The organism is Synechococcus sp. ROS8604, from assembly GCF_014279655.1.
Lineage (GTDB): Bacteria > Cyanobacteriota > Cyanobacteriia > PCC-6307 > Cyanobiaceae > Synechococcus_C.
In genome coordinates, this window is the sequence record NZ_CP047946.1 from 1,010,729 (window position 1) to 1,032,101 (window position 21,373).

The 21,373-nt window shown below is 53.3% G+C and carries 19 protein-coding genes; 10 read left to right on the plus strand and 9 right to left on the minus strand.

Annotated features, from left to right (window positions below):
• Window positions 1-29 precede the first annotated feature (29 nt).
• Genes SynROS8604_RS05345 through SynROS8604_RS05360 form a run of 4 tightly spaced genes read left to right on the plus strand, consistent with a single transcriptional unit; the run spans window position 30 to window position 4,000 of the window.
• On the plus strand, window positions 30-1,172 hold the full coding sequence (locus tag SynROS8604_RS05345) for a Re/Si-specific NAD(P)(+) transhydrogenase subunit alpha (protein WP_186545408.1): 1,143 nt from the start codon (window positions 30-32) through the stop codon (window positions 1,170-1,172).
• Window positions 1,172-1,480 carry an NAD(P) transhydrogenase subunit alpha gene (locus SynROS8604_RS05350; RefSeq protein ID WP_006852211.1) on the plus strand — a complete coding sequence of 103 codons (309 nt, stop codon included), beginning with the start codon at window positions 1,172-1,174 and terminating at the stop codon, window positions 1,478-1,480. Before SynROS8604_RS05345 ends, SynROS8604_RS05350 begins: the two co-directional genes overlap by 1 nt.
• On the plus strand, window positions 1,480-2,904 hold the full coding sequence (locus SynROS8604_RS05355) for an NAD(P)(+) transhydrogenase (Re/Si-specific) subunit beta (protein WP_186545409.1): 1,425 nt from the start codon (window positions 1,480-1,482) through the stop codon (window positions 2,902-2,904). Before SynROS8604_RS05350 ends, SynROS8604_RS05355 begins: the two co-directional genes overlap by 1 nt.
• Before the next feature lie 7 nt (window positions 2,905-2,911).
• Entirely contained in the window at window positions 2,912-4,000 is a 1,089-nt protein-coding gene (locus SynROS8604_RS05360; protein ID WP_186545410.1) for a YheT family hydrolase, read from the plus strand.
• Here the strand turns inward: SynROS8604_RS05360 and SynROS8604_RS05365 are convergent.
• Together SynROS8604_RS05365 and SynROS8604_RS05370 are read right to left on the minus strand one after the other, a co-directional pair.
• Complete coding sequence (locus SynROS8604_RS05365) at window positions 3,993-4,328, minus strand: ferredoxin (protein ID WP_006852214.1); 336 nt, start codon at window positions 4,326-4,328, stop codon at window positions 3,993-3,995. The two genes, SynROS8604_RS05360 and SynROS8604_RS05365, sit on opposite strands and share 8 nt — an antisense overlap.
• The gene (locus SynROS8604_RS05370; protein WP_186545411.1) at window positions 4,325-5,578 is read right to left on the minus strand and encodes a 1-deoxy-D-xylulose-5-phosphate reductoisomerase; all 1,254 of its coding nucleotides are present in this window, start codon (window positions 5,576-5,578) and stop codon (window positions 4,325-4,327) included. Before SynROS8604_RS05370 ends, SynROS8604_RS05365 begins: the two co-directional genes overlap by 4 nt.
• Before the next feature lie 84 nt (window positions 5,579-5,662).
• On the opposite strand from SynROS8604_RS05370, the gene SynROS8604_RS05375 reads away from it, so the two are divergent.
• Window positions 5,663-7,000 (plus strand): sodium-dependent transporter, encoded by a 1,338-nt coding sequence (locus SynROS8604_RS05375; RefSeq protein WP_186545830.1) that lies wholly within the window; start codon window positions 5,663-5,665, stop codon window positions 6,998-7,000.
• 46 nt (window positions 7,001-7,046) lie between these two features.
• Here SynROS8604_RS05375 and SynROS8604_RS05380 read toward each other — a convergent pair whose 3' ends face one another.
• Window positions 7,047-7,466 (minus strand): DUF2721 domain-containing protein, encoded by a 420-nt coding sequence (locus SynROS8604_RS05380; protein ID WP_186545412.1) that lies wholly within the window; start codon window positions 7,464-7,466, stop codon window positions 7,047-7,049.
• Window positions 7,467-7,532: 66 nt separating this feature from the next.
• On the opposite strand from SynROS8604_RS05380, the gene SynROS8604_RS05385 reads away from it, so the two are divergent.
• Window positions 7,533-7,772, plus strand: a complete 240-nt coding sequence (locus tag SynROS8604_RS05385) for a hypothetical protein (protein ID WP_186545413.1) — start codon at window positions 7,533-7,535, stop codon at window positions 7,770-7,772.
• Here the strand turns inward: SynROS8604_RS05385 and cysS are convergent.
• Complete coding sequence (gene cysS, locus SynROS8604_RS05390) at window positions 7,769-9,265, minus strand: cysteine--tRNA ligase (RefSeq protein ID WP_186545414.1); 1,497 nt, start codon at window positions 9,263-9,265, stop codon at window positions 7,769-7,771. The genes SynROS8604_RS05385 and cysS overlap by 4 nt on opposite strands.
• Window positions 9,266-9,831: 566 nt before the next feature.
• Between cysS and SynROS8604_RS05395 the strand changes: the two genes are divergently transcribed.
• Complete coding sequence (locus tag SynROS8604_RS05395; protein WP_255445214.1) at window positions 9,832-11,052, plus strand: MFS transporter; 1,221 nt, start codon at window positions 9,832-9,834, stop codon at window positions 11,050-11,052.
• A gap of 27 nt (window positions 11,053-11,079) precedes the next feature.
• On the opposite strand, the gene polA is transcribed toward SynROS8604_RS05395, so the two are convergent.
• Both polA and SynROS8604_RS05405 read right to left on the minus strand, forming a co-directional pair.
• Window positions 11,080-14,079 carry a DNA polymerase I gene (gene polA / locus SynROS8604_RS05400; protein ID WP_186545416.1) on the minus strand — a complete coding sequence of 1,000 codons (3,000 nt, stop codon included), beginning with the start codon at window positions 14,077-14,079 and terminating at the stop codon, window positions 11,080-11,082.
• Window positions 14,080-14,103: 24 nt separating this feature from the next.
• The gene (locus SynROS8604_RS05405) at window positions 14,104-15,279 is read right to left on the minus strand and encodes an efflux RND transporter periplasmic adaptor subunit (protein ID WP_186545417.1); all 1,176 of its coding nucleotides are present in this window, start codon (window positions 15,277-15,279) and stop codon (window positions 14,104-14,106) included.
• A 169-nt stretch (window positions 15,280-15,448) separates the two neighbouring features.
• Between SynROS8604_RS05405 and ychF the strand changes: the two genes are divergently transcribed.
• Together ychF and SynROS8604_RS05415 are read left to right on the plus strand one after the other, a co-directional pair.
• Complete coding sequence (ychF, locus tag SynROS8604_RS05410) at window positions 15,449-16,540, plus strand: redox-regulated ATPase YchF (protein WP_186545418.1); 1,092 nt, start codon at window positions 15,449-15,451, stop codon at window positions 16,538-16,540.
• 195 nt (window positions 16,541-16,735) lie between these two features.
• The gene (locus tag SynROS8604_RS05415; RefSeq protein ID WP_186545419.1) at window positions 16,736-18,700 is read left to right on the plus strand and encodes a hypothetical protein; all 1,965 of its coding nucleotides are present in this window, start codon (window positions 16,736-16,738) and stop codon (window positions 18,698-18,700) included.
• Window positions 18,701-19,189: 489 nt separating this feature from the next.
• Here the strand turns inward: SynROS8604_RS05415 and SynROS8604_RS05420 are convergent, their stop codons facing one another.
• Together SynROS8604_RS05420 and SynROS8604_RS05425 are read right to left on the minus strand one after the other, a co-directional pair.
• Window positions 19,190-19,387: a Nif11-like leader peptide family RiPP precursor gene (locus SynROS8604_RS05420; RefSeq protein WP_186545420.1), complete on the minus strand. Its 198-nt coding sequence runs from the start codon at window positions 19,385-19,387 to the stop codon at window positions 19,190-19,192.
• Window positions 19,388-19,527: 140 nt separating this feature from the next.
• The gene (locus SynROS8604_RS05425) at window positions 19,528-20,157 is read right to left on the minus strand and encodes an outer membrane protein (protein WP_255445215.1); all 630 of its coding nucleotides are present in this window, start codon (window positions 20,155-20,157) and stop codon (window positions 19,528-19,530) included.
• 325 nt (window positions 20,158-20,482) lie between these two features.
• Between SynROS8604_RS05425 and SynROS8604_RS05430 the strand changes: the two genes are divergently transcribed.
• Complete coding sequence (locus tag SynROS8604_RS05430) at window positions 20,483-20,719, plus strand: hypothetical protein (RefSeq protein ID WP_255445216.1); 237 nt, start codon at window positions 20,483-20,485, stop codon at window positions 20,717-20,719.
• Window positions 20,720-21,002: 283 nt separating this feature from the next.
• Here SynROS8604_RS05430 and SynROS8604_RS05435 read toward each other — a convergent pair whose 3' ends face one another.
• On the minus strand, window positions 21,003-21,371 hold the full coding sequence (locus tag SynROS8604_RS05435; protein WP_255445217.1) for a hypothetical protein: 369 nt from the start codon (window positions 21,369-21,371) through the stop codon (window positions 21,003-21,005).
• Window positions 21,372-21,373: the final 2 nt, after the last annotated feature.

Below are 21,373 nucleotides of genomic sequence, written 5' to 3' on the forward strand. Positions count from 1 at the left end.
AATCTCAGCTGGGTGGCGGCACAACGAACTTGCCCAGACTCCTTATCCCGATTGAAAGCGCAGCGGCTGAAACCCGTGTAGCGGCTTCACCCGAGACCCTTAAAAAATTCATTGCCCTCGGCTGCTCCGTTGCAGTTGAGCGTGGTGCCGGAGTGTCCTCCGGTTTCCTTGACGAGGCTTACGCCAGTGCTGGAGCCGATTTGGTTGCTCCAGGAGAGGCTCAAACCTGGGGTCAGGCAGACGTTTTGCTGTGTGTGCAAAGCCCAAGCCCAACATCCCTGGCTCGATTGCGACGGGGGGCTCTCGTGGTGGGCATGTTGTCTCCCTATGGCAATCAAGAGCTATCGGAAGCGATGAAGGCTTGTGGGCTCTCAGCCATGGCGCTTGAGCTTCTCCCTCGTATCAGTCGTGCCCAGGCCGCTGATGTGCTCTCATCCCAGGCCAACATCGCTGGTTACAAGGCTGTGTTGCTCGGTGCTGCGGCCTTGGATCGCTATTTCCCGATGTTGATGACCGCAGCGGGCACCGTGCAGCCCGCCAGGGTGGTGGTGCTGGGTGCTGGTGTGGCCGGACTTCAGGCCGTTGCAACCGCTCGCCGTTTGGGTGCGGTTGTTTACGTGAGCGACATTCGACCCGCTGTGAAAGAGCAGGTGGAGTCGCTTGGAGCCCGGTTCATCGATCCTCCGGAGATGGAGGACAAGCCAGCCGAATCCGGCGGTTATGCCAAACAAGCCTCGGATGCGTTTTTGGCTGCACAGCGACAACAGCTGTCCGATCAGCTCGCCCAAGCTGATGTGGCGATTTGCACAGCCCAAGTGCCAGGCCGGCGAGCCCCACGCTTGATCAGTGAAGACATGCTCGATCGCATGCGCCCCGGATCGGTGGTGGTGGATCTTGCTGTGGCTCAAGGTGGCAATTGTGCCGACACCGTGCCGTCCCAAACGGTGAACCGCAAAGGCGTGAAGCTGATTGGTGCGAATGAGCTTCCCTGCAGCGTTCCCAATCACGCCAGTTCGTTGTACTCCCGCAATCTTTTGGCTTTGCTGCAGCCCACGCTTCAAGACGGCCAGCTCACCCTCGACACCGAAGACGAGCTCATCGCTGGTTGTCTGATCGCTCATGACGGCAGCATTCGCCGTGGCGATGTTCTTACTCCTGGAGGTACCAACTGATGTCGTTTTTAAGTGAGGCTCTCTGGGTCCTGCTGCTCGGCAGCCTTCTCGGTCTTGAACTGATTGGCAAAGTGCCTCCCACTTTGCACACCCCCTTGATGAGTGGCGCTAATGCCATTTCAGGGATCACGGTCTTGGCGGCTCTCACCTTGATCATCAAGGCGGGAAATGACGGCAATACGCCTTTATTGGCCTTGGGTGCTGTGTCCCTCGGTTTCGCTCTTTTCAATGTGATTGGGGGCTTTTTGGTCACCGATCGAATGCTGGCCATGTTCAGCCGTAAGCCCGCACGCAAGGAGAACCGCTGATGAGCACTGCTGTCGTTGTTAAGTACGCGATCGATCTGGTCGCCGTCCTGCTTCTAGCCCTTGGAATCAAGGGGCTCTCAAAAGTACGTTCTGCGCGGGAGGCCAATCGTCTGGCTGCCGTTGCCATGGCTCTCGCCGTGTTGGGAGTCTTGGTTGATTCGTTTGCCGGTGGAATCTCAGCTTCTGCTTGGACATGGATCATCGGAGGCACCCTCGTTGGTGGCCTTTTGGGCGCGATTACCGCTCAAAGGGTTCCGATGACATCGATGCCCGAGATCGTGGCCCTGTTTAACGGTTGTGGAGGCATGTCATCCCTGCTGGTGGCCCTTGGTGTTGCCCTGTTCCCTGTGATGGGGGTGGAAGGGGAATCTCGAATCGTTGAGGAGATTTCGATCGTGATCTCGGTGTTTGTGGGTTCGATCACCTTCACCGGTTCGATCGTGGCCATGGCCAAGCTTCAGGGCTGGTTGTCCACACCGCCATGGATGCAAAGCAAGGCCCGCCATGTCGTGAATATTGCCTTGGCGGTGGTGTCCTTGATCGCTGCGGTCGAGATGATCCGCAACGGCGGAAGCGGACTGTGGCTGCTGGTTGTGGCCTCGGCGTTGCTCGGCATCGGCGTCACCCTGCCGATCGGCGGAGCCGATATGCCCGTGGTGATCTCCCTGCTGAACAGCTATTCGGGAGTGGCCGCTGCTGCTGCTGGTTTTGTGGTGGGCAGTCAGCTGCTGATTGTGGCGGGCGCGATGGTGGGCGCCGCCGGTTTGATCCTCACCCAGGTGATGTGCAACGGCATGAATCGCTCCCTGGTGTCGGTGCTGTTTGGTGGAGCTCTCGGCGCTTCCTCCACAGCCTCCGGTGGTGGTGGTGAATACACCAACATCACCAGTTGCAGCACTGAAGAGTGTGCCCTCACCCTTGAAGCGGCAGAACGGGTGATCATCGTTCCCGGCTATGGCCTGGCTGTGGCTCAAGCCCAGCACACCTTGCGAGAGGTGACGCGCTCCCTTGAGGCCGCTGGGATTGAGGTGGCTTACGCCATTCACCCTGTGGCGGGCCGGATGCCCGGTCACATGAATGTGCTTCTGGCGGAAGCCGATGTGCCCTACGAGCAGCTCAAGGAGATGGATGTGATCAACCCTGAGTTCCCAGCGACTGACGTCGTTCTGGTTCTGGGTGCCAACGATGTGGTGAATCCCCAGGCCAAGACCGATCCCAATTCACCGCTCTATGGCATGCCAGTGCTGGATGTTCAGCAGGCCCGCACCGTGTTTGTGGTGAAGCGCGGCATGAGCGCTGGTTATTCCGGCATCAAAAATGACCTGTTTGAACTCGGCAACACCTCCATGGTGTTTGGCGATGCCAAAAAGGTGCTTGGAGATCTGCTCGGAGAACTCAAGGAGTTAGGCGTCGGTAAGAAATGATTCGCCTGTGAGCTGGCCTGATCCAAGCCCAGACCCCCAGCTGCTGAAGCAACTGGGGGTGGCTCCATTTCAACAGCGGCTTCCCTGGTGGGGTGGCGATCTACAGACGTTGAGGGATACGCTCCGTCCCGTTGTTTTGCCGACCGATCAGGGTCAACCCCTCGAGATCCAAGTGCCTGCCCTGAAAAGTGGTGCTGCAGGCTCGGGAGCCTTGCTGGCCTTCTTGGATTGTCCAGCCGCTCCGAAAGCCCTGGTTGTTGTCCTGCATGGACTGGGGGGGTCCAGTCGTCGCGAGGGTTTGCGCAGGCTTGGGGTGGCCCTGTTTGAGGCGGGCTATGCGGTGCTGCGCCTCAATATGCGTGGTGCCGATCCTGGGCGCCATCTGGCGGGTGGCACTTATGCGGCTCAGTGCAACAGCGACCTTTTGCCTGTGTTGCATCGGGCGCGACAGCTCTGCAGCACGCTCTCCACAGAAGGAACCTCCCTTCCCTTATTTGGCGCCGGGCTTTCCCTGGGGGGAACCATGCTTCTAAATGCATGCCTCTCATCGCAAGCCGAACGGGTGGCTGCCGGACTCGACCCAACGCGCCAGCCCCTGGATGGATTGTTCTGTGCCAGCAGTCCTTTGGATCTGGCTGCCTGCAGCGCCTCGATTGAACGTCCCCGCAATCGGGTGTACCAACGCTGGTTGCTGCAGCGCTTGGTGCGTCAGACGCTGGCCGATCCCTTTGGCGTGAAAGATTTGGATCTTGAGCGCATGAGTGGTGCTGCGCAACCGCGCACCATTCGTGCTTTTGATCGCACCGTCACCGCTCCGCGTTGGGGATTTGCGGATGTGGATGCCTATTACCGCGAGGCGTCTCCGCTCCAGCATTTGATCCAATCACCCCAGCAGTTGCCCCCCACCCTGTTGCTTCAGGCTCTTGATGACCCATGGGTTCCCGCTCACTCGGCCCTCGAGTTACGGGAGGCTGTCTCCGCTAACCAGCCAATTCAGTTGATTTTTACGCGCAAAGGCGGCCACAACGGTTTTCACGGACGCGCGGGCTGTTGGGCGGATGCCCTGGCTGCATCGTGGTTGAAAACCCTCAACTGAAGGGAGTGGTCTTCAGGATCCACTCCTCGATCGGTTGTCCTTGGATGATGTGTTGCTGAAGAATGCTGCTGATGCGTTCCGGCGTGACACCTCCATACCAGGTGCCATCAGGCCAGACCAACAAGATGGGGCCCTGATCGCAGATTCGTAAGCAATCCGCTTTGCTGCGCAGCACGATTCCCTGGACTCGGCTGGGATTTTCGAGGTCCAATTCACGCACCTGTTGCTTGAGAGCGTCCCAGCTTGCGGCACCGATCTCTGGATCACAGCACTTGGCTTTTGTGGGTGTGGCGCAGAGCAACAAGTGATGGCTAATCCGCTGGTTCATGCGGCCAGCGATGCGCTGTTCATGCGCGTGGTGCCTCGGTTCACCTGCTCGCGCACGGCCTGGCGCGCCCATTGATCCACCGCCAACACATCATCCAGAGAAGGGCTGGAGGCGAGATCCGCTTTGTGTTGTTCGCAGGCTCCCTCAATCATTATGGGGATGTCGAGAAAGTGAATCTTCTCTTCGAGGAACTGGGCCACGGCCTCTTCATTGGCTGCGTTGAGTACAGCAGGCATGGTGCCGCCAGCACGCCCTGCGGCGTAGGCCAGGTCCATGCAGGGATATTTGGCTGGATCCGGTGCGCGGAAACTCAATTGCCCCACTTCGGTGAGATCGAGCCTTCTCCAAGGGGTTTCCAGCCTTGAAGGCCAACTCATGCAATAGAGAATCGGCAGTTTCATGTCGGGCCAGCCCAGCTGGGCGAGCACGGAGGAATCAGCAAGTTCCACCATCGAATGGATGATGCTTTGGGGATGAATCACGATCTCGATGTGGTCGTAATCCAGGCCAAAGAGATAGTGAGCTTCAATCACCTCCAAGCCCTTATTCATCAATGAGGCTGAATCCACGGTGATTTTTTTACCCATGCTCCAGTTGGGATGGGAGGTGGCATCGGCCACCGTTGCTTTTTCAAGCTCAGAGGCTGACCAATCGCGAAAGGCTCCACCCGAGGCGGTGAGTTGAATGCGGCGTAGGCCAGGGGTTGGAACCCCGGTGGAGAGTCGGGCGGTGTCGCTCCAAGGTGTTCCCTGCAGGCACTGGAAGATGGCGGAGTGTTCCGAGTCGGCGGGAAGCAGCCGGCTGCCGCTTTTCTTCAACTCAGGTAAAACAACCGGACCAGCTGCAATCAGGGTTTCCTTATTGGCAACGGCCAGATCTTTCCCGGCGCGAATCGCTGCCAGGGTGGGCAACAATCCAGCACAGCCCACAATTCCAGTCACAACGAGATCCGCTGCATCCCAGGACGCCACCACATCAAGGCCTTCCGGTCCAGCCACTAAGTGCGGTAAAGGCTCCGGGCGTGAGTCGGCAGGCAGGGCCATCAGCCTGTCTTTGAGCTCAGCGAGCAGCGCTGGATCCGCCAAGGCCACAACATCAGGGCGATGTCTCTGGATTTGGGTCACGAGCAGGCTGAGATTGCGTCCAGCACTGAGGGCTACCACCCGGAATTGATCGGGGAAATCCTCAACGATCTCCAGCGTCTGGGTGCCAATTGAGCCAGTGGAGCCCAGAACGCTGATGGCTTTCACAGGGATCCAGGCAATTGATCACAGTTTCCCACCTCAATGCCTGCGCCTGGCAAACTTCGCAGCATTACGGATGGGCACGGGCTGATGGCGCTGAAGGAGCACTGGCGGTCCGGATTGGGGTTTGTGTTGGCCGCGGCTGGTAGTGCCGTGGGTTTAGGCAACCTCTGGGGCTTTGCTTATCGCGCCTCCCAGGGAGGTGGAGGCGCCTTCTTGCTGCTGTACGTCCTGATTGTGTTAGTGGTCTGCTTGCCCGTGTTGGTCGCAGAGATGGTGCTGGGTCGCAGTACGACCCAAAGCCCTTTGCTAGCTCCTGTTGCGGCGGCGGGAGAGGCGTGGCGGCCGATGGGATGGCTGTTTGTGCTCGCCTCTTGCGGAATTTTGGCGTTTTATGCGGTGCTGATGGGGTGGACGGGTCACACCCTCATTCATGCCCTACGGGTGGGTTTGCCAGACGATATGGAGACGGCCAAATCGCTGTTTGGCTCGGTGAGCACGGGAAATAGCGCCCTGCTCGGTCAAGGGGGCAGCCTTGCCTTAACCGCTGCGGTGGTGGCCGCGGGCGTGCAGGGAGGAATCGAGCGTCTATCGCGCTGGGCTTTGCCTCTGTTGTTTGGGTTGTTGGTTGGTTTGGCCCTTTGGGCCGCCACGTTGTCTGGGGCTATGGGGGGATATCAAACCTTTCTGTTGCGTTGGGATCCAGCTCAGCTGCTCAACCCCACCACCATTCGCAATGCGTTTACCCAGGCTTTTTTCTCGATCGGCACTGGAATCGGTTGCATCCTTGCCTATTCGGCCTATTTGAAAAGTAGTGCGCGTCTGCCGAGGGAAGCGATTGCGGTGGTGGGTTTGGACACAGCCGTAGGTCTGTTGGCTGGACTGATTACATTCCCTGTGGTGATCAGCTTTGGTCTGCAGGAAACGGTGAGCGAGTCCACTGTTGGGGCCTTGTTTTTAGCGATTCCCACCGGACTTGCTTCCCTTGGCGCTGCAGGGCGCTTGGTGGCCGTGCTCTTCTTTTCCTTGGCCTATCTCGCTGCGATTACGTCATCGGTTTCGCTGCTGGAAGTCCCCGTGGCTTCCTTGATGGATCGCTTGGGCTGGTCCCGCAGACGATCGGCATGGCTGATGGCATTGCTGATCTTTATCGCAGGTCTCCCCGCGGCGATGTCAATTCCGGTGTTGGAAGCGATGGATTCAATCTTTGGGGGTGTGCTGCTGATTTTGGGAGGACTGTTAATTACCCTGCTTGTGGGCTGGGTGGTTCCGAAGCGGTTTCGGGATGATCTTCAGACATCAAAAACATCAGGGGGATTAATCCGCTTGATGTTGTTTTTCCTGCGCTGGGTATCTCCTGTTGTGATCACGGCTGGCTTAGTCATCAGCGTTGTTGATTTATGGCGTCAATGCTTTCCAGCGGCTTGATGGCAGTTGGCAGAAGGTAGTTGGCAGACGGCATGCTGCTCAGGTTTTAAAACTTTCTCTGCACAAATTCACTCGCCAAGCGAACTTCTAGGAGGAATGAGACGGAGGCCATCATCAACATTCCCATCGTGGTAATAAACAGAGGCGCAACGATTGCAGTGAGATTCACTTGAGTGATCACACTCATAAACATCGCTGAAACCACAATGGAAAGAAGCAGGGTGGCGCAGGTGAGGAGCCAGATCGCCCGAAGAATGTGTTGCATGCGCCGCTTGCAATGCCTGCGCTCAAAGTCATCTCCTCGGGCATCCAATTCGCTGAGCCGGCGAGAGTGATCAGCCACCCTGGCGAGCCTGGCTGACAGAACGTTGAGAAGGGCCCCAATCCCGGCAAGCAAAAACACCGGTGAGACCGAGAGCTGAATGGCCTTAGACAGGCTTTCAGGATGCAAAGTTGTGAATTCCAAGAGTGGGTAAGTCCGTCAAATGGTGTCAGCAATCCGGTAGACAGGAACCTCTGTGGACGCGGTTCAATGTTGTGGCTCAAACGTTGGAACTTTATTGAGCGGGCTCGCTTGGAGCGGGAGCTTTGGGATGCATTCGAGGCCAAAGACGATATTGAAGCGATGGTGAATGCTCTCAAGGCCCGTATCGAAGCGATGGATTCGACCGACCCTGAGCTTGGCGATCAAAACTTCCGTCTTGAGGTTTGGATCACAACGATGGAACGCATTCGCAAGATCGAAGCGATGATGGCTGGAAAGGAGCGTTAAACCAGTCTCCAATCCGTGAGTCCACCTGGCTTGTCGATGAGTTCAATGCCTTGATCACTGAGGGACTTGCGAATGCGATCGGCTTCTTGATAGTTCTTTGCCTCTTTCGCTGCTTTGCGATTGGCAATCGCCTGTTCAATTGCTTGGGCATCGACGCCTCCGTTTTCAGAGGGTTGGGACGCATCGGTTTCGCTGCGAAGACCGAGAACGGCGGCGAGCTCGCGCAACAGCATCCAGCGTGACTGCAGTTGGTTCAGCTCATCGGCTTGCTGCTCAGGTTGATCGCCTCGATCTAGACGGTTAGCTAGTCCCCTGAGCGGACGGGCGAGTTCAAACAGCACGGCTAAGGCACCGGAGCTGTTGAGGTCATCGTCCATGGCGGCGATGAAGCGTTGTTCAAGGTCTTCAAACGGACTATTAACACTCACTCCAGCTTTCACCGCTTCCACGCTGAGGGCCGTTTGTTGCCCCCATCCCAATGCAGACACATGGGTTTCGCCCAACTTGAGGGCCGCATTCAACCCCTTCCATCCAGTCGTTGCTGCCTCCAGCGCTTCGGCCGTGAAGTCCAGGGGCTTGCGGTAGTGGGCCTGAAGAACAAAGAGGCGAAGGGCCATGGCCGAGAGTCCGCTTTCGAGAAGCGCGCGGATCGTGGTGAAGTTGCCCAGTGATTTCGACATCTTCGTTCCGCCCACGTTGACCATGCCGTTGTGCATCCACAGCCGGGCGAGGGGAGCGCCGTTTGCGGTTTCTGATTGAGCGATTTCGTTCTCGTGGTGAGGAAACACCAGATCGCCGCCGCCTAGGTGGATATCGATGGTGAGGCCAAGTTCCTGACGCACCATCGCTGAGCATTCGATGTGCCAACCCGGCCGTCCTGGGCCCCAGGGAGAGTCCCAGCTGGGCTCACCGGCCTTGCTTCCTTTCCAGAGAGCGAAATCAAACGGGTGTTTCTTGCGACTTTCCTCTCCATCAGCCGTACGGCCGCTGGCTCCCTGCTGTTGGTCGTTGGGGTCTCGACCACTGAGCTTGCCGTAGTCCTTGGCTTTGGAAATATCGAAGTACACATCTCCATCGGAGCTGTAGGCCGCCCCTTTGGCCTCCAATTCAGCAATCAGCGTTTGTATCCCTTCGATGCAACAGGTGGCTCGAGGCATGCGATCTGCTGGAAGGATGTTGAGCCGGCCCATGTCGAGCTCAAAGGCTTCGATGTTGCGCTCGCTCACCGCTTCCATCGTGCTGCCCTCTTCGGCAGCACGATTGAGGATTTTGTCGTCGATATCGGTGTAATTCTGGACGTAGGTCACGTCGTAGCCGCGCCAAATCAAGTAACGGCGTAGGACGTCCCAATTGATGTAGCTGCGTGCATGACCCAAGTGGCAAAGGTCATACACCGTGACGCCACAGCAGTAAATCGTTGCCTTTCCTTCCTCTAAGGGCTCGAATGCTTCCGTGCGACTGGTGAGGCTGTTGGTTAAGCGCAGGGAAGACATCAGGCTTAGGGATGGAAGTCAAATCACGGCTGATGCCTGCCTGCGCAGATCAAAAACCAGTACTGGATGGTAGATCCGACCAGGTGTTGTCCCTTTGGATGCGCTGGCCATAATCGCCATAGCTGTGTTGAGCTCAGAGCCTTGACATTCCAGCTCAGACGGATGGATCTGGTTGCGTGGCTGGACGTATTGCCTTGTTCTGATCGAATCGCTTTGAGGCATCCCACCGATTTCTCGTGGTAGTGCGATCGCTCAGATGGGAAAAGTAGATTTAGAGGTTGCCTTGTGCGAATACATGCCTTGAGATTGATTGAAAAATTAAATGCTTGAATGCTAAGATTAGGGCGATTCACATGACCGTCAACATATTGTTGTTGGCCATAGGGAATAGGCAAGAAATATTGATTGTGAATCTAAGGCTTAGGGGTAAATTGTGCTACTGCTGAGGCAACAGTTTATGTCAGTGAGCTGGTTGATTGGGAGTGCTGAATCAAGCGTTGCTAACTTTTAGATAGGAAAGGCGTTGCCTGGAGGAAGCTTCAATGTCACTTGCGATTTTCGCATTGATGTTTACTTGTTTTGTTGATGTGATGGGTCAAGGTCTTGCCTTTCCTATCTTTGCTGCTTTGTTGATGCAGCCGAATGGTGGCTTTCTTCAGGCTGGCGTTTCTCAATCACAGGGTGCTCTTCTTTATGGAATTGCAATTGGAACATTCTTCTTGACCTGGTTTTTCGGATCGCTTTATATTTCAAAGCTTTCAGACAGTATTGGACGCAAGCCGGGAATACTGATTTGTTTGGTTGGCGCGATTGTTGGCTATGCAATCGCAGCGGTGGCACTAATTTCTCATAATTACATCCTATTGGTGGTCTCTAGGGGGATTACCGGTTTTACGGCTGGGGCTCAGCCCATTGCTGCTGCTGCGATGATTGACCTTGCTAAAAGTGATCGTGAAAGCTCACGAAATTTAGGATTGGCCACCGTTGGGATGAGTTTTGGCCTTGTGGTGGGTCCCATTATTGGTGGATTGTTTTCCGATAAGGATCTTCTTGGTGCTCTCGCCTCCTCACACTTGCCATTTCTGATTGGTGGTTTGTTGTGCATTGTGGGATTGCTACTTGTCTTCTTTGGATTTGAGGATGTGAAGACGGAGGTGAGTCCCATGGAAGCGAATCCATTGGTGGTGTTCAGGTTGCTGACTGATGCTCTTAATCGAGAGTCGGTTCGGCGTGTCTCCTCGGCATTCTTTCCATACATGCTTTGTGTTTTAGGTCTCTATGTGTTTGTTTCAGCCAATCTTTCAACCCGATTTGGCTATGGAGCGACAGGCTCAAGTGTTGGAATGTTTTTGATGGGTGTTGGACTGATTGCATCGAGCAGCTTTCTTGTTGAGCCCCTCAATGCTCGATTTTCGAAACGCACCATCATGGCCAGCTGCACGCTGCTGTTTTGTGGATGTGTGGCTGCGTTCCTACTCGTTCCTTCAGGGCCCTTCGCCTTGGCAATCATGTTGCCTTCCGGTCTCTTGCATGGGGTTGGTTACCCAACCATGCTTACAGGATTTTCCGAATCCGTGTCCAAAGAAGAGCAGGGATGGGTGATGGGTTTTGCTATCTCACTGTTTACATTGGCAGCCGCAATTGTTTCCTTCTTTGGTGGTCAATTAATCGCTTCGATTGGAGCGCAAGCACCGTTTCAATTTTCGATTGTTTGCGGTGGCGTTGCACTCTTGGCATTAGCCCTGAGCTGGAAATACTCCCCTTATTTGAATAAAGTCATGACATGAGCAATCGCAATGGTGGATAGTTTTTGTTCACTTGCACTCCATCCAGTTGGCTCCGCTTCCGGTTTCAACCTCTAAGGGAACAGACAGCTGGATCGCGTTTTTCATGGTGTGCACCACGAGTTGCTCAACAACGGCAAGTGCCTCCGGTTCCGCTTCCAGAACAAGTTCGTCATGCACTTGTAAAAGAAGCCTGGCTGGCAGATTTTTATTTTCAAGTTCTGCTTGAAGTTGCACCATCGCCAGCTTGATGATGTCGGCACTCGAGCCCTGAATCGGAGCATTGGCCGCGGCTCGAAGTTGCTGCGCTTCCATTCCGCCGCGTCGCGCCACGTCCAAATTGATCTCAAGAGGATCCATGCCACTGAGGCGGCCGAGCCCATTGCGGTCGAAGTGGAAAGGGCGCCTGCGTCCCAAAATTGTTTCCACATAACCCTGACTCAGGGCTAGTCGTTCCTGAAGTTCTAGAAAAGCGAACACCTTGGGATAGCGCTGCTTGTATTTGCTCAAAAACTCTTTGGCTTCGCTTTGGCTGACGCCGGTTTCGCGTGCAAAGCGCTGGGCGCCCATGCCATAAATCACGCCGAAATTGATTGTTTTGCCTAGCCGTCGTTCATCGGCCGACACCTCGTCTTTGTCGAGGAGCAATCGCGCCGTTAAAGCATGAACGTCGTCACCGTCGCGATAAGCCTGAAGCAGCACTTCTTCGCCAGATAGGTGCGTGAGAATGCGCAGCTCGATTTGCGAATAGTCGGCACTGAGGAGTGTCCAGCCGTCTTGGGGCAAAAAGGCCTTGCGAATTTGCCTGGAATATTCCGTGCGTACAGGAATGTTTTGCAGGTTGGGATTGCTGCTGCTGAGCCGGCCTGTGGCGGTGACCGCCTGGTTGAAATCGGTGTGAACCCGTCCGGTTTCAGCTTCCACCAGTTGGGGCAACGCATCCACATACGTGCTCTTTAATTTGCTCAGCACCCGATGTTCAAGAACGAGGGGCACCACGGGGTGATCGTGTTCCAGCTTTTCGAGCACGGTGGCATCGGTGCTGTAACCCGTTTTGGTTCGCCGTGACTTTTTGCGGTCCAGCCCGAGGGTGTTGAACAGCAAGTCACCCAATTGTTTTGGGGAAGCGAGGTTGAAATCAAGCTCTGCAGCCTCTTTTGCACTTGTTTCCAGCCGTTCCAGGTTCGCTCCGATTTCGGAGGAAAGCGCTTCTAGATAGGGCACATCGATGCGAATCCCGGTGGCTTCCATCACGGCCAGCACGGGTTCTAAGGGCAACTCCACCTTGCTGAGCAAGTCGGGAAGTTGCGGGCCTAATGCCTCTAGTTGCTGGTTGAGATCGATGGCGAGTTTGCGGGTGAGATGCACATCCATGCCGCAGTACTGAGCTGCTTGTTCCAGGGGCACCTCAGAGAAATTGCTGGCTTTGCCGTCCTTGGCTTTTCCCACCAGATCACTAAACAGGGTGGGACTGATGCCGTAATCCCTCTGGGCCATCACATCCAGGCCATGTTTTGCTGCCGCATCCCTGAGGTAATCAGCCAGCAGGGTGTCCATCACCACACCGGCAAGCGGTAGGCCATGGCGCAACAAGATGAGGCGGTCGTATTTGGCGTTTTGGAGGGCTTTGGGGTGCTCGCCACTGGCGAGCCAAGGGGCAAAGGCTTGGAGCACCGTTTCCAGAGGCAATTGCTCTGGAGTCGGATCGCCTTGATGACTCACCGGGATGTACGCCAGATCACCCGCGGTAGCGCCCCAACAAACGCCAATGCCGACGAGCTGAGCGCGGAATGGATTGAGATCGGTGGTTTCCGTGTCGAGAGCAACGGGGGCTTGCGGATCACGGCAGTTCATTAACTGCGTGAGCAGAGCCTTGAGTTGATCAAGGGTTTGAATGATTCCGGGTTGTAAGACCGGTTGGGTTTGGCTGGCAGCAGCGGCGGATGTCGCCTCGGATTTCTCTTCGGCTACAGATGATTCAGCTGCGGCTTTTGTTTTGGATCCAGCCTTGATGGTGCGTGGCTCCTCTGCTGTGTCGAGGAGGTGGGCATTGGCCGCCAATCCACCACTGGAAAAGGTGGCCACAAAATTGGGAACCTGACGGATCAGGCTGTTGAGCTCGAGCTCTTGCAAACGCTGACTCAGGCCATCACCATCAACGCTGCCCAGGTCCAGCTCGGGTTCCTCTGGTAGCGGAATGTCCACCAGAATTTCAGCCAGGTGCCTCGACAGGTAGGCATTGTCTTTGTCGTTGGCAAGTTTGCCTTTCAGCGCCCCTTTGATCGCGCCTCGGCTCGCTTTGGGGCCCTCCTCTTCCACCTCGGCCAGGGTCCGATACACCCCATCAAGATCGTTGTTGTCTTTCAGCAGGCTGATCGCTGTTTTCGGACCCACGCCCTTCACTCCAGGGATGTTGTCGGAGCTGTCTCCGGTGAGAGCCTTTAGATCCACCACCTTGGTGGGAGCCACGCCGAGCTTGGCTTGGACGCCGGCTTCATCGATCAAGGTGGGGCCACTGCTCTTGGCATAGGGACCGCCACCCATATAAAGGACAGCGATGTTGCGACTGTCGTCCACCAGTTGAAAGAGGTCGCGATCGCCGCTCAAAATGCGCACGCTCCATCCATCAGCCGCTGCGCGGTTGGCCAAGGTGCCGAGCACATCGTCGGCTTCAAAGCCCGGCGCCAGGCAGAGGGGAAGTTGGAGCTGTGTCTTCAGAATGTCTTGGAGCTGATCCAGGTCTTGAAAGAAGTGGTCGGGTGCGACGTCGCGATGGGCCTTGTAGTTGGGGTCGGCCTTATGGCGGAAGGTGGGTTCGGCCGTATCGAAGGCGATCGTCACACTGTTGGGCTTCAGCCCTTTGCAGTTGTCGAGTAAGGCCTTGAGAAACCCATAGGTCACGCTCGTTGGTGTTCCGTCTTTGGTGCTGAGTCCGCCCTCCCCGCCCTTGCTAAAGGCGTAAAAACTCCGGAACGCCAGTGAGTGTCCGTCCACCAACAGGAGCAGGGGTTGATCGGAGGTGGGGCTCATGGGTTTCGGCGGGAGTGGGCTGGATTAGTCGCGCTGTTTCGCCCAGGGCGGCAAGTCGATGAACACCCGGGTTCCCGGTTTCACTCCGGAGAGAATCGCACTCTGGCTGCCACCACTGGAACCAAGTTCGATCGACTGGAAGGTGGGTTGATCATTTTTGCCCACCAGCAAAACGCCCGGTTTGCCGTCTTCGGTCACGATCGCCACGGTTGGTACCAGGGTGCTCGCTGCGGTGCGGCCGGTTTGAAAATTCACGTCGGCGGTCATGCCGATGCGCAGGATGGGAGGCGGATCGAGAAGGGTGAGTTCCACCTCAAAAGAGATCACATTGTTGGTTTTCTCCGCACGCGGGGCGATGTCGCGTACTTCAGCGGCAAAGCTTTGATCGGGGAAGGCATCAACCCGCACGTTGGCAACCTGGCCGATTTTGATTCGGCCAATATCACTTTCCGGCACTTTTGCTGTGACTTCAAGGCCTTGGGAGAGTTCAACGATCGACGAACTCGTGGCACCAGCATTCGAGGATGCCGTGGTGGTGGGTGTCACGAAAGAGCCAGGTTCGGCATAGCGCTCCGTGATCACTCCGCTGAAAGGGGCCCTGATCAAGAGCTCATTTCCCTCGATATCTCGCTGTTGAATCCGTTCTTGGGCCGCTTCAAAATTGGCCTTGCTACTGAGATAGCGAGCTCGATAATCATCCCTATCCTCTTTGCTAATGACGCCATTGGCGAATAACGACTGGCGTCGTTTGAAGTCGGAGGCTTTGGCTTCGTAGTCAGCTTTCGCTTGACGGGCAAGAGCCTGGAGTTCGTCCATTCGGTCTTGAAAGTCACCTCGGTCCATGCGGGCGACCACCTGGCCCTGCTCAACACGGTCCCCTTCATCAACGAGCAAGTCGTCGAGCAAGCCTTGCCGTTTTGGGCTCACGTTGACCCGGCGAATCGCCTCTAACTCGCCGCTCGCAGTGATCACACCGGGAAGCGATCCACGGGTGGCTTCAACGGTGTAGTCGGAAAGGTCACGGCCTCCGCTGCGATTGCTGTTCAGCGTCCAAATCAAACTTCCGCCGCCCAGAAGTGCTGCGGCCACGCCAGCGATCAGCAAGCGTTTGCGTCGTCGTCGATTGCTGCTGAGGCGGGTAAGAGAGGTCAAGTCATGGTCCTTGGCGAGTACTGGGGATTGCCGTTGTTGGCTGACCATGACACCGCCTGTATCAGAACTTCATACATAGTCTCGCTTGTGTCCTGATGAAACGACGCGTGAACTGGAAACTTGCACGGATCAGTCACGCATAAGAAGCGTAGGCGTGTGCTTCTTGGGGGTTTGCGGCTGTAGAGGCTGTTGAGGGCCGGTGGATAGATTTGCCCACATGCTTAAAGCTGGAATCGTCGGATTGCCCAATGTCGGCAAATCCACCTTGTTCAATGCCCTCGTGGCCAACGCGCAGGCGCAAGCTGCGAACTTTCCGTTTTGCACGATTGAGCCGAATGTGGGCACGGTGGCGGTCCCTGATGATCGCCTCCAGAAGCTCTCTGACCTCAGTCAGAGCAAAGAGATCATCCCTACACGAATGGAGTTCGTGGACATCGCCGGTTTGGTGAAGGGTGCCAGTCAGGGCGAAGGCTTGGGAAATAAGTTTCTGTCGAATATTCGTGAGGTCGACGCGATTGTTCATGTGGTGCGTTGCTTTGACGACGACGACGTCATTCACGTGTCTGGATCGGTGGGACCTGCTCGCGATGCCGAGGTGATCAATCTTGAGCTTGGCTTGGCCGATCTCTCTCAGATCGAGAAGCGGCGTGAGCGGTTGAAGAAGCAAATGCGCACGAGCAAAGAAGCGCAGGTGGAAGATGAGGCGCTTGCGCGCATCCAAGAGGTGCTCGAGGCCGGAGGTGCCGCACGCAGCGTTGAGCTAACGGATGATGAAGCTTTGATGATTAAACCCCTGGGACTGCTCACCGCTAAGCCGATCATTTACGCCACCAATGTGAGCGAAGACGATTTGGCTGCTGGAAACGCCTATTGCAATGAGGTTGTGGCCCTTGCGGAAACCGAAGGTGCTGAAACCGTTCGTATTTCAGCGCAGGTGGAAGCGGAGTTGGTTGAGTTGGGCGAGGAAGAGTGTACTGATTACTTGGAAGGTCTTGGTGTGAGTGAAGGCGGCTTGCGCAGTCTGATTCGTGCCACCTATCGGTTATTAGGCTTACGCACTTACTTCACCACTGGTGAAAAAGAAACACGGGCTTGGACATTCCGTGCCGGCATGACGGCACCGCAAACCGCAGGGGTGATCCACACTGATTTTGAGCGTGGATTTATCCGTGCACAGACCATCGGTTGGGAGAAGTTACTGGAGGCTGGCTCCCTTTCAGAGGCTCGAAATAAGGGCTGGTTGCGCAGTGAAGGGAAGGATTACCTTGTTGCCGAGGGAGATGTGATGGAGTTTTTGTTTAATGTTTAACGAATTGACAAGTATTGGGTGAACGATTCATAGGGACGAAAGAGCTGTTTGTCAACAACGAATCAATGCATAGGTGTTGTGAACGTGTAGCGGCTAATACTCGCGTTTTTCTGAGTAAAATCTTAAGTTCTTGAGGGTGGTGTATTCTCGTTTTTAGATTAATGATGAAAACCATTACGACTTAAGAGCTTCTTCATGTCTTTAGGACTCACCAATCTTTCTGCCTTTACGTTTTCATTTGGTCCAATACCCTATCCAGCTCCAAATTTTAATTTCGCGTACTCAGCAGGCCCTGATGGAAGGGAATTCTTGGAAGGAGATATCACAAAATATTATGTGGACAACCCTGGCGATGCTTATTACATCTTTAAAGTGGGTTCGGGTATTGATCCGGAAAAAGACCCTCTCTTTATTGTTGGGCAAGATGCCGTCGGTTTTTCGGAGGCTGGAGAGACTGCTTTTGATGCCTATCCATATCTTTATTACTATCAAAGTCAGATTGCTGGTTTCCCGGGCTCCTTAGAAGCAAACCTCTCTCTGCAAGCATTTAAGGATTATGTGTTTCAGCAAGCCAAAACGGCCAATGTCGATTTCTCTCAATCAGATATCGATTTAATTGAGAAGGGGTTTGATGCGGTGATCGCAAGATATGCGTCGGTTTTGAAAGACGATAATTTGATGAAGTTGGGGTCTAATCTGAGTGGATCTGGGGATGGAAGAGACTACATTGATGTGTGGGCGGATATTGTGGGTGTTGAGACGAAAGATTTTTACAATGTAGCCCCAGGGTTCACTGGTTTGCCTGGTAACCCGCAAACAAATATAATCTCTGCAGAGCGCTTTGATGTGTATGGCAAGATATTTGAGAAGGCGACGACTGACGGATCTGATTATTATCAATGGTATGTAGGAAACGGTGATTCTGCTAAGAAATTTACGGTTTCAGACTTTAATGTTTACTCGCAACCTGCGCCGCAAATAGGTAGCGATGGAACGCCTACAAGCATTGTTAATACAAATGCCCCTACGGTTTTACAATCGATTTTGGGTGATTTCAAGGATCTTCTTGACTCGGGAGCTTATTCCGGTGCTTTCGCAGATGGCGGACTCAAGATTGAATCAGGGGTTCGTTCGCTGCTAGAAGCTGGGCTTGACGCCAATCCTTTAAATACTGGGCAGGGTTTTGGGTATTCAGCAAACGGTTCACCTACGGCACCGTTAGGGCTAGACAGTCAGTCCATCTTGCAAAGAATCCCAGGATATGAGTTCTCAGCTATGAATACGTTTGTTGGTCAGTACGGCTCACCTGTTACAACGATCAAACCATCTGTAGCCGCTCAAGGTGTCCTTGTTGCTGGTGGTGTTAGTGCTTTGAATTCTGATTTTAGAAATGGAAGTGGATTTTTTCCTGAGGGTAGTGCCGCCCTCGCCTATGACTCTTTCTCTGAGTGGTCGATCGAGGTTGTAACACCTGTAGACGAATTTGTATCTCAGGATATTTTCCCAACGCCAGAAAATGAGACTCTGCAAGCCATTCAATTCTTCAAAGTGGAGTTCATTGATGCCGGCTTGTATTTAGAGATGCCTGAAACGCCGGTAAAAACTCATATTATTCTCTCTTCTAACGATGTGAGTGGAGATATTGATGAGGAGTTTGCTCTTGATCAGGAGAGCCCAATGATTCAAGATCTCTCCCTAGGTCTTGGCGAAGGATTCTCTAATTTTGCTGGAACTTCTGTTGGTGATGATGTGGTCATGGGCGGAAACCTTAATGATTTTATTGCTGTCAAAGATGGTAATGATAAAGTGATGGGTATGGATGGTGATGACCTGATTGATACAGGTGCTGGCTATGACATTGCTTTTCTAGGAAGTGGGTCTGACACGATCCTGGTAAGACATGAAAGTATGAAAGGTGAGTTGGCCCCTGTTAGTTACCTCACCTTGCCAGATTTTTCTTCGGAGGATGTGATTGCTCTTGAAGAGGGCATTGGTTTTGAAGTAATTGATGATCTTCGTCTCCGGTTGTCTTACGAGGATTATGAGAAGGTTGTTGTGCTATCAGGAAGTAGTACGTTGAAGGCCGATGATTCGGGAGTGCTGTCTAGCTCTGTGGGATGGCAAGACATCATTGATATGGGTCAAATCCACACTATTTGAATCAATCTTCCTTGGGTTAGGAGTTAATAAAAAAGATGATCGAATAAGTTTTTGATCATTTGTCTTTGCCCTCCTGATGGAATTGTCATTCGGAGGGCTTTTGTTCTCATGCTTAATTGTATTGAATTGCTGGTTTATATAAGCGTCAAGCATTGACTTTGCTCTTGTTTTGGCTCCGATCCTGTTGTGGAGGTGGAGTTTGCGCAGGGGCCTGCTCAGAGAGCTTCTATCGCCTCCATTGCTGGAACAAATTGTGCGCTGTTTTGATTGAAATCTGTGCACTCTTGGTTCATGGCTTCACTCACCAGCTTGATCGTTTGTGTTGCTGATACCCGCTGCAGTAGGCAGTTTCAGATTTGCTGTCATTAAGCAGGCAATATAAAACCCCGCTTGTGGTGGGCGAAGTATTATTTAGTGCCAGGTATTGGTTGTGGTTTAGGTGTGATTGGAAAGTAATATAAATTTATCCATTCTTTTGAGTGTGAATCATCAATCACCACCTTCAAGCTCAGCTTCCTGAAACTCCCACATCAACATACGCAGAGAATTATCGGCATTCAGCTCAAACCCGCTCTCCGCTGCAATAGCAGCGACGGTTTCCACGTCAGGTGCAGCTTTAAGCTTCTTCTGCAGGCTGGCATCTGCCTTGACCCTTTCATGGAAAGCTTTGATTTTCTCTTCTGACATAAGATCGACAACATCAAATAAGTCATAGCACAGGTTCAGTTACTATGCCACTCATGGCGGGCCTGGTTAATGGTTTGTCGAGTGATCTATAGCTATTCTACGACCATGCTTTATTCAATGCAATTCAAAAGCAGTAAAATTTAGAGTGCTATACGCACTCCTAATTGACCTCCCCAGCTACTCCAAGAAGCATTGTTCCAATTGTTGAACCCATCGTTCGTGTTAAAACGTGAGGTTGCTCTATAAATACCTTCAGCGAATATTTTAGAATCTGATGAAACATCAATAGACATGCCAGCTTTAAATTGATAGCCCCAGAGAGAGCGATTGAATCCGTTGTAAGAGAGGCTTGGGTCTGAAAAATTTCTTACGTCTAAGTTTGAATACCCTACTCCAGCGCCAAGATATGGCGTCCAAAACTTCTTGCGCAGAAGATCCCAGTATCCGCTCATGAACACTGATTGCTTCCGAACTTCTCCGCCTGAAATATAGTCAAAGTCAATTCCTCTAACATTGGTGTAGCCACTTAATTGGCTTGCATCAATAGCGTAAGTTGCCTCAACTCTTAAACCATCAAAATCAATCCCAAGCCCTAGCTCTGCAGAGGCGCCAGGATTTGTATATTCTTCAAAAGTTCCTGCCTTTCCTGTATTTGTTCGGGTCGTCGGATTATTGGCTCCAGCTGCTCCAGTTATATATAGCTTGGGGTAATCGTTCCTGTCCTCTTGAGCAATGACAGGCAAGGTAGCAATAGAGATGGCAGAAGCCAACAGCCCTATGGAAAGGTGTCGCAACATGAAGTGTCAATCAGCTACGAATAGGATGACTCGCTTGTGTTGCTGTTGATAGCTGCAGTAGGCAGTTTCAGCATTGCTGCTATCCCGTAGCTAGCAAAACCCCGCTTGTGGCTGGGCTACATCTTTAGACAGAGAAGCTTGAAATATCTAAGGGAGTCAACTAACGTATAAGCTTTATTGAGAATTCGCCAAGCAAATGGGACTAAGGACAGTCAATAAGCGAATCGCTCTTTGGGTTACAGAGAAAGTTGGCACAATGTGGTGTGCTTATGCATTTTGCTTGCTTGCATTCATTTCTTTGCCTGAAGCATTGGCTTCGCAAGACCCTTTGAAGATCGTCTCCTGGGTGGCACAGACTTTTCTCCAGCTTGTACTGCTTCCCATCATCATTGTTGGGCAGAATATTCAGAGTAATATTGCTGAGCAGCAGGCTGATACTGATAGCAAAACACTTATTGCTATTAAGCATTTAGCAGAGGAAATTCATGAAGCAACATACAGGTCAAGCGCTGCATTCCTTGAGTTGAATGACTAATCGACGTATCTCGTGTATATGATCTCAATCATTGAATTGAATTGCGTTGTCTTGGGTTAACTTTTTAATTCTATCGGCAATGGCGCTGTTCGATTTTGTTTCGGCTCGTTAACCACGTTTTTTCAATCTTTTTGGCGCTAAGCATTCAAGTGGATGGTGAATGGAGTAGCCAATGTGCTTTGATGCCATATTAAGAGGCTAACGTTACGCAAGAAAATTAAACGGGCTTTCGGATAAATTATTAGATAAATCTTGCCTGCAATAGAGTTGTTTTAGTTGTTTCTCAAAGAGCTTCAATCGCCTTCATCGCTGGAACAAATTGATCGCTGTCTTGATTGAAGTCTGTGCATTTTTTGTTCATGGCCTCACTGACCAGCTTGATGGTTTGTGTTGCTTGGGGAGACTTTAACCAATCCTTTTGCGACTCCCAATGATTGTTTTTGATCGCAGCTTCCACGATCAGATCAGCACGCTTTTGGCTGTAGTCGGCGTGGATCACCTTGCAGGCTGCATATGCAGATTGACCCACGAGTCCTCGACGCATGTCTTGCACAGACGTTTGGGTTGTCTGGGCGTGTGCCCCACTCCAAAGGATCGATTGACTCAGCATCCAACCAAGGCTGATCCAGGGCAAATGTCTGCGGGGCATCATCG

What these genes read in the sequence shown, in the direction of transcription:
- SynROS8604_RS05350 (WP_006852211.1), top strand. Translation starts at nt 1,172, where the DNA reads ATGTCGTTTTTAAGTGAGGCTCTCTGGGTCCTGCTGCTCGGCAGCCTT.
- SynROS8604_RS05355 (WP_186545409.1), top strand. Translation starts at nt 1,480, where the DNA reads ATGAGCACTGCTGTCGTTGTTAAGTACGCGATCGATCTGGTCGCCGTC.
- SynROS8604_RS05365 (WP_006852214.1), bottom strand. Translation starts at nt 4,328, where the DNA reads ATGAACCAGCGGATTAGCCATCACTTGTTGCTCTGCGCCACACCCACA.
- SynROS8604_RS05375 (WP_186545830.1), top strand. Translation starts at nt 5,663, where the DNA reads ATGGCGCTGAAGGAGCACTGGCGGTCCGGATTGGGGTTTGTGTTGGCC.
- SynROS8604_RS05385 (WP_186545413.1), top strand. Translation starts at nt 7,533, where the DNA reads ATGTTGTGGCTCAAACGTTGGAACTTTATTGAGCGGGCTCGCTTGGAG.
- cysS (WP_186545414.1), bottom strand. Translation starts at nt 9,265, where the DNA reads ATGTCTTCCCTGCGCTTAACCAACAGCCTCACCAGTCGCACGGAAGCA.
- SynROS8604_RS05395 (WP_255445214.1), top strand. Translation starts at nt 9,832, where the DNA reads ATGTTTACTTGTTTTGTTGATGTGATGGGTCAAGGTCTTGCCTTTCCT.
- polA (WP_186545416.1), bottom strand. Translation starts at nt 14,079, where the DNA reads ATGAGCCCCACCTCCGATCAACCCCTGCTCCTGTTGGTGGACGGACAC.
- SynROS8604_RS05405 (WP_186545417.1), bottom strand. Translation starts at nt 15,279, where the DNA reads ATGGTCAGCCAACAACGGCAATCCCCAGTACTCGCCAAGGACCATGAC.
- ychF (WP_186545418.1), top strand. Translation starts at nt 15,449, where the DNA reads ATGCTTAAAGCTGGAATCGTCGGATTGCCCAATGTCGGCAAATCCACC.
- SynROS8604_RS05415 (WP_186545419.1), top strand. Translation starts at nt 16,736, where the DNA reads ATGTCTTTAGGACTCACCAATCTTTCTGCCTTTACGTTTTCATTTGGT.
- SynROS8604_RS05420 (WP_186545420.1), bottom strand. Translation starts at nt 19,387, where the DNA reads ATGTCAGAAGAGAAAATCAAAGCTTTCCATGAAAGGGTCAAGGCAGAT.
- SynROS8604_RS05435 (WP_255445217.1), bottom strand. Translation starts at nt 21,371, where the DNA reads ATGATGCCCCGCAGACATTTGCCCTGGATCAGCCTTGGTTGGATGCTG.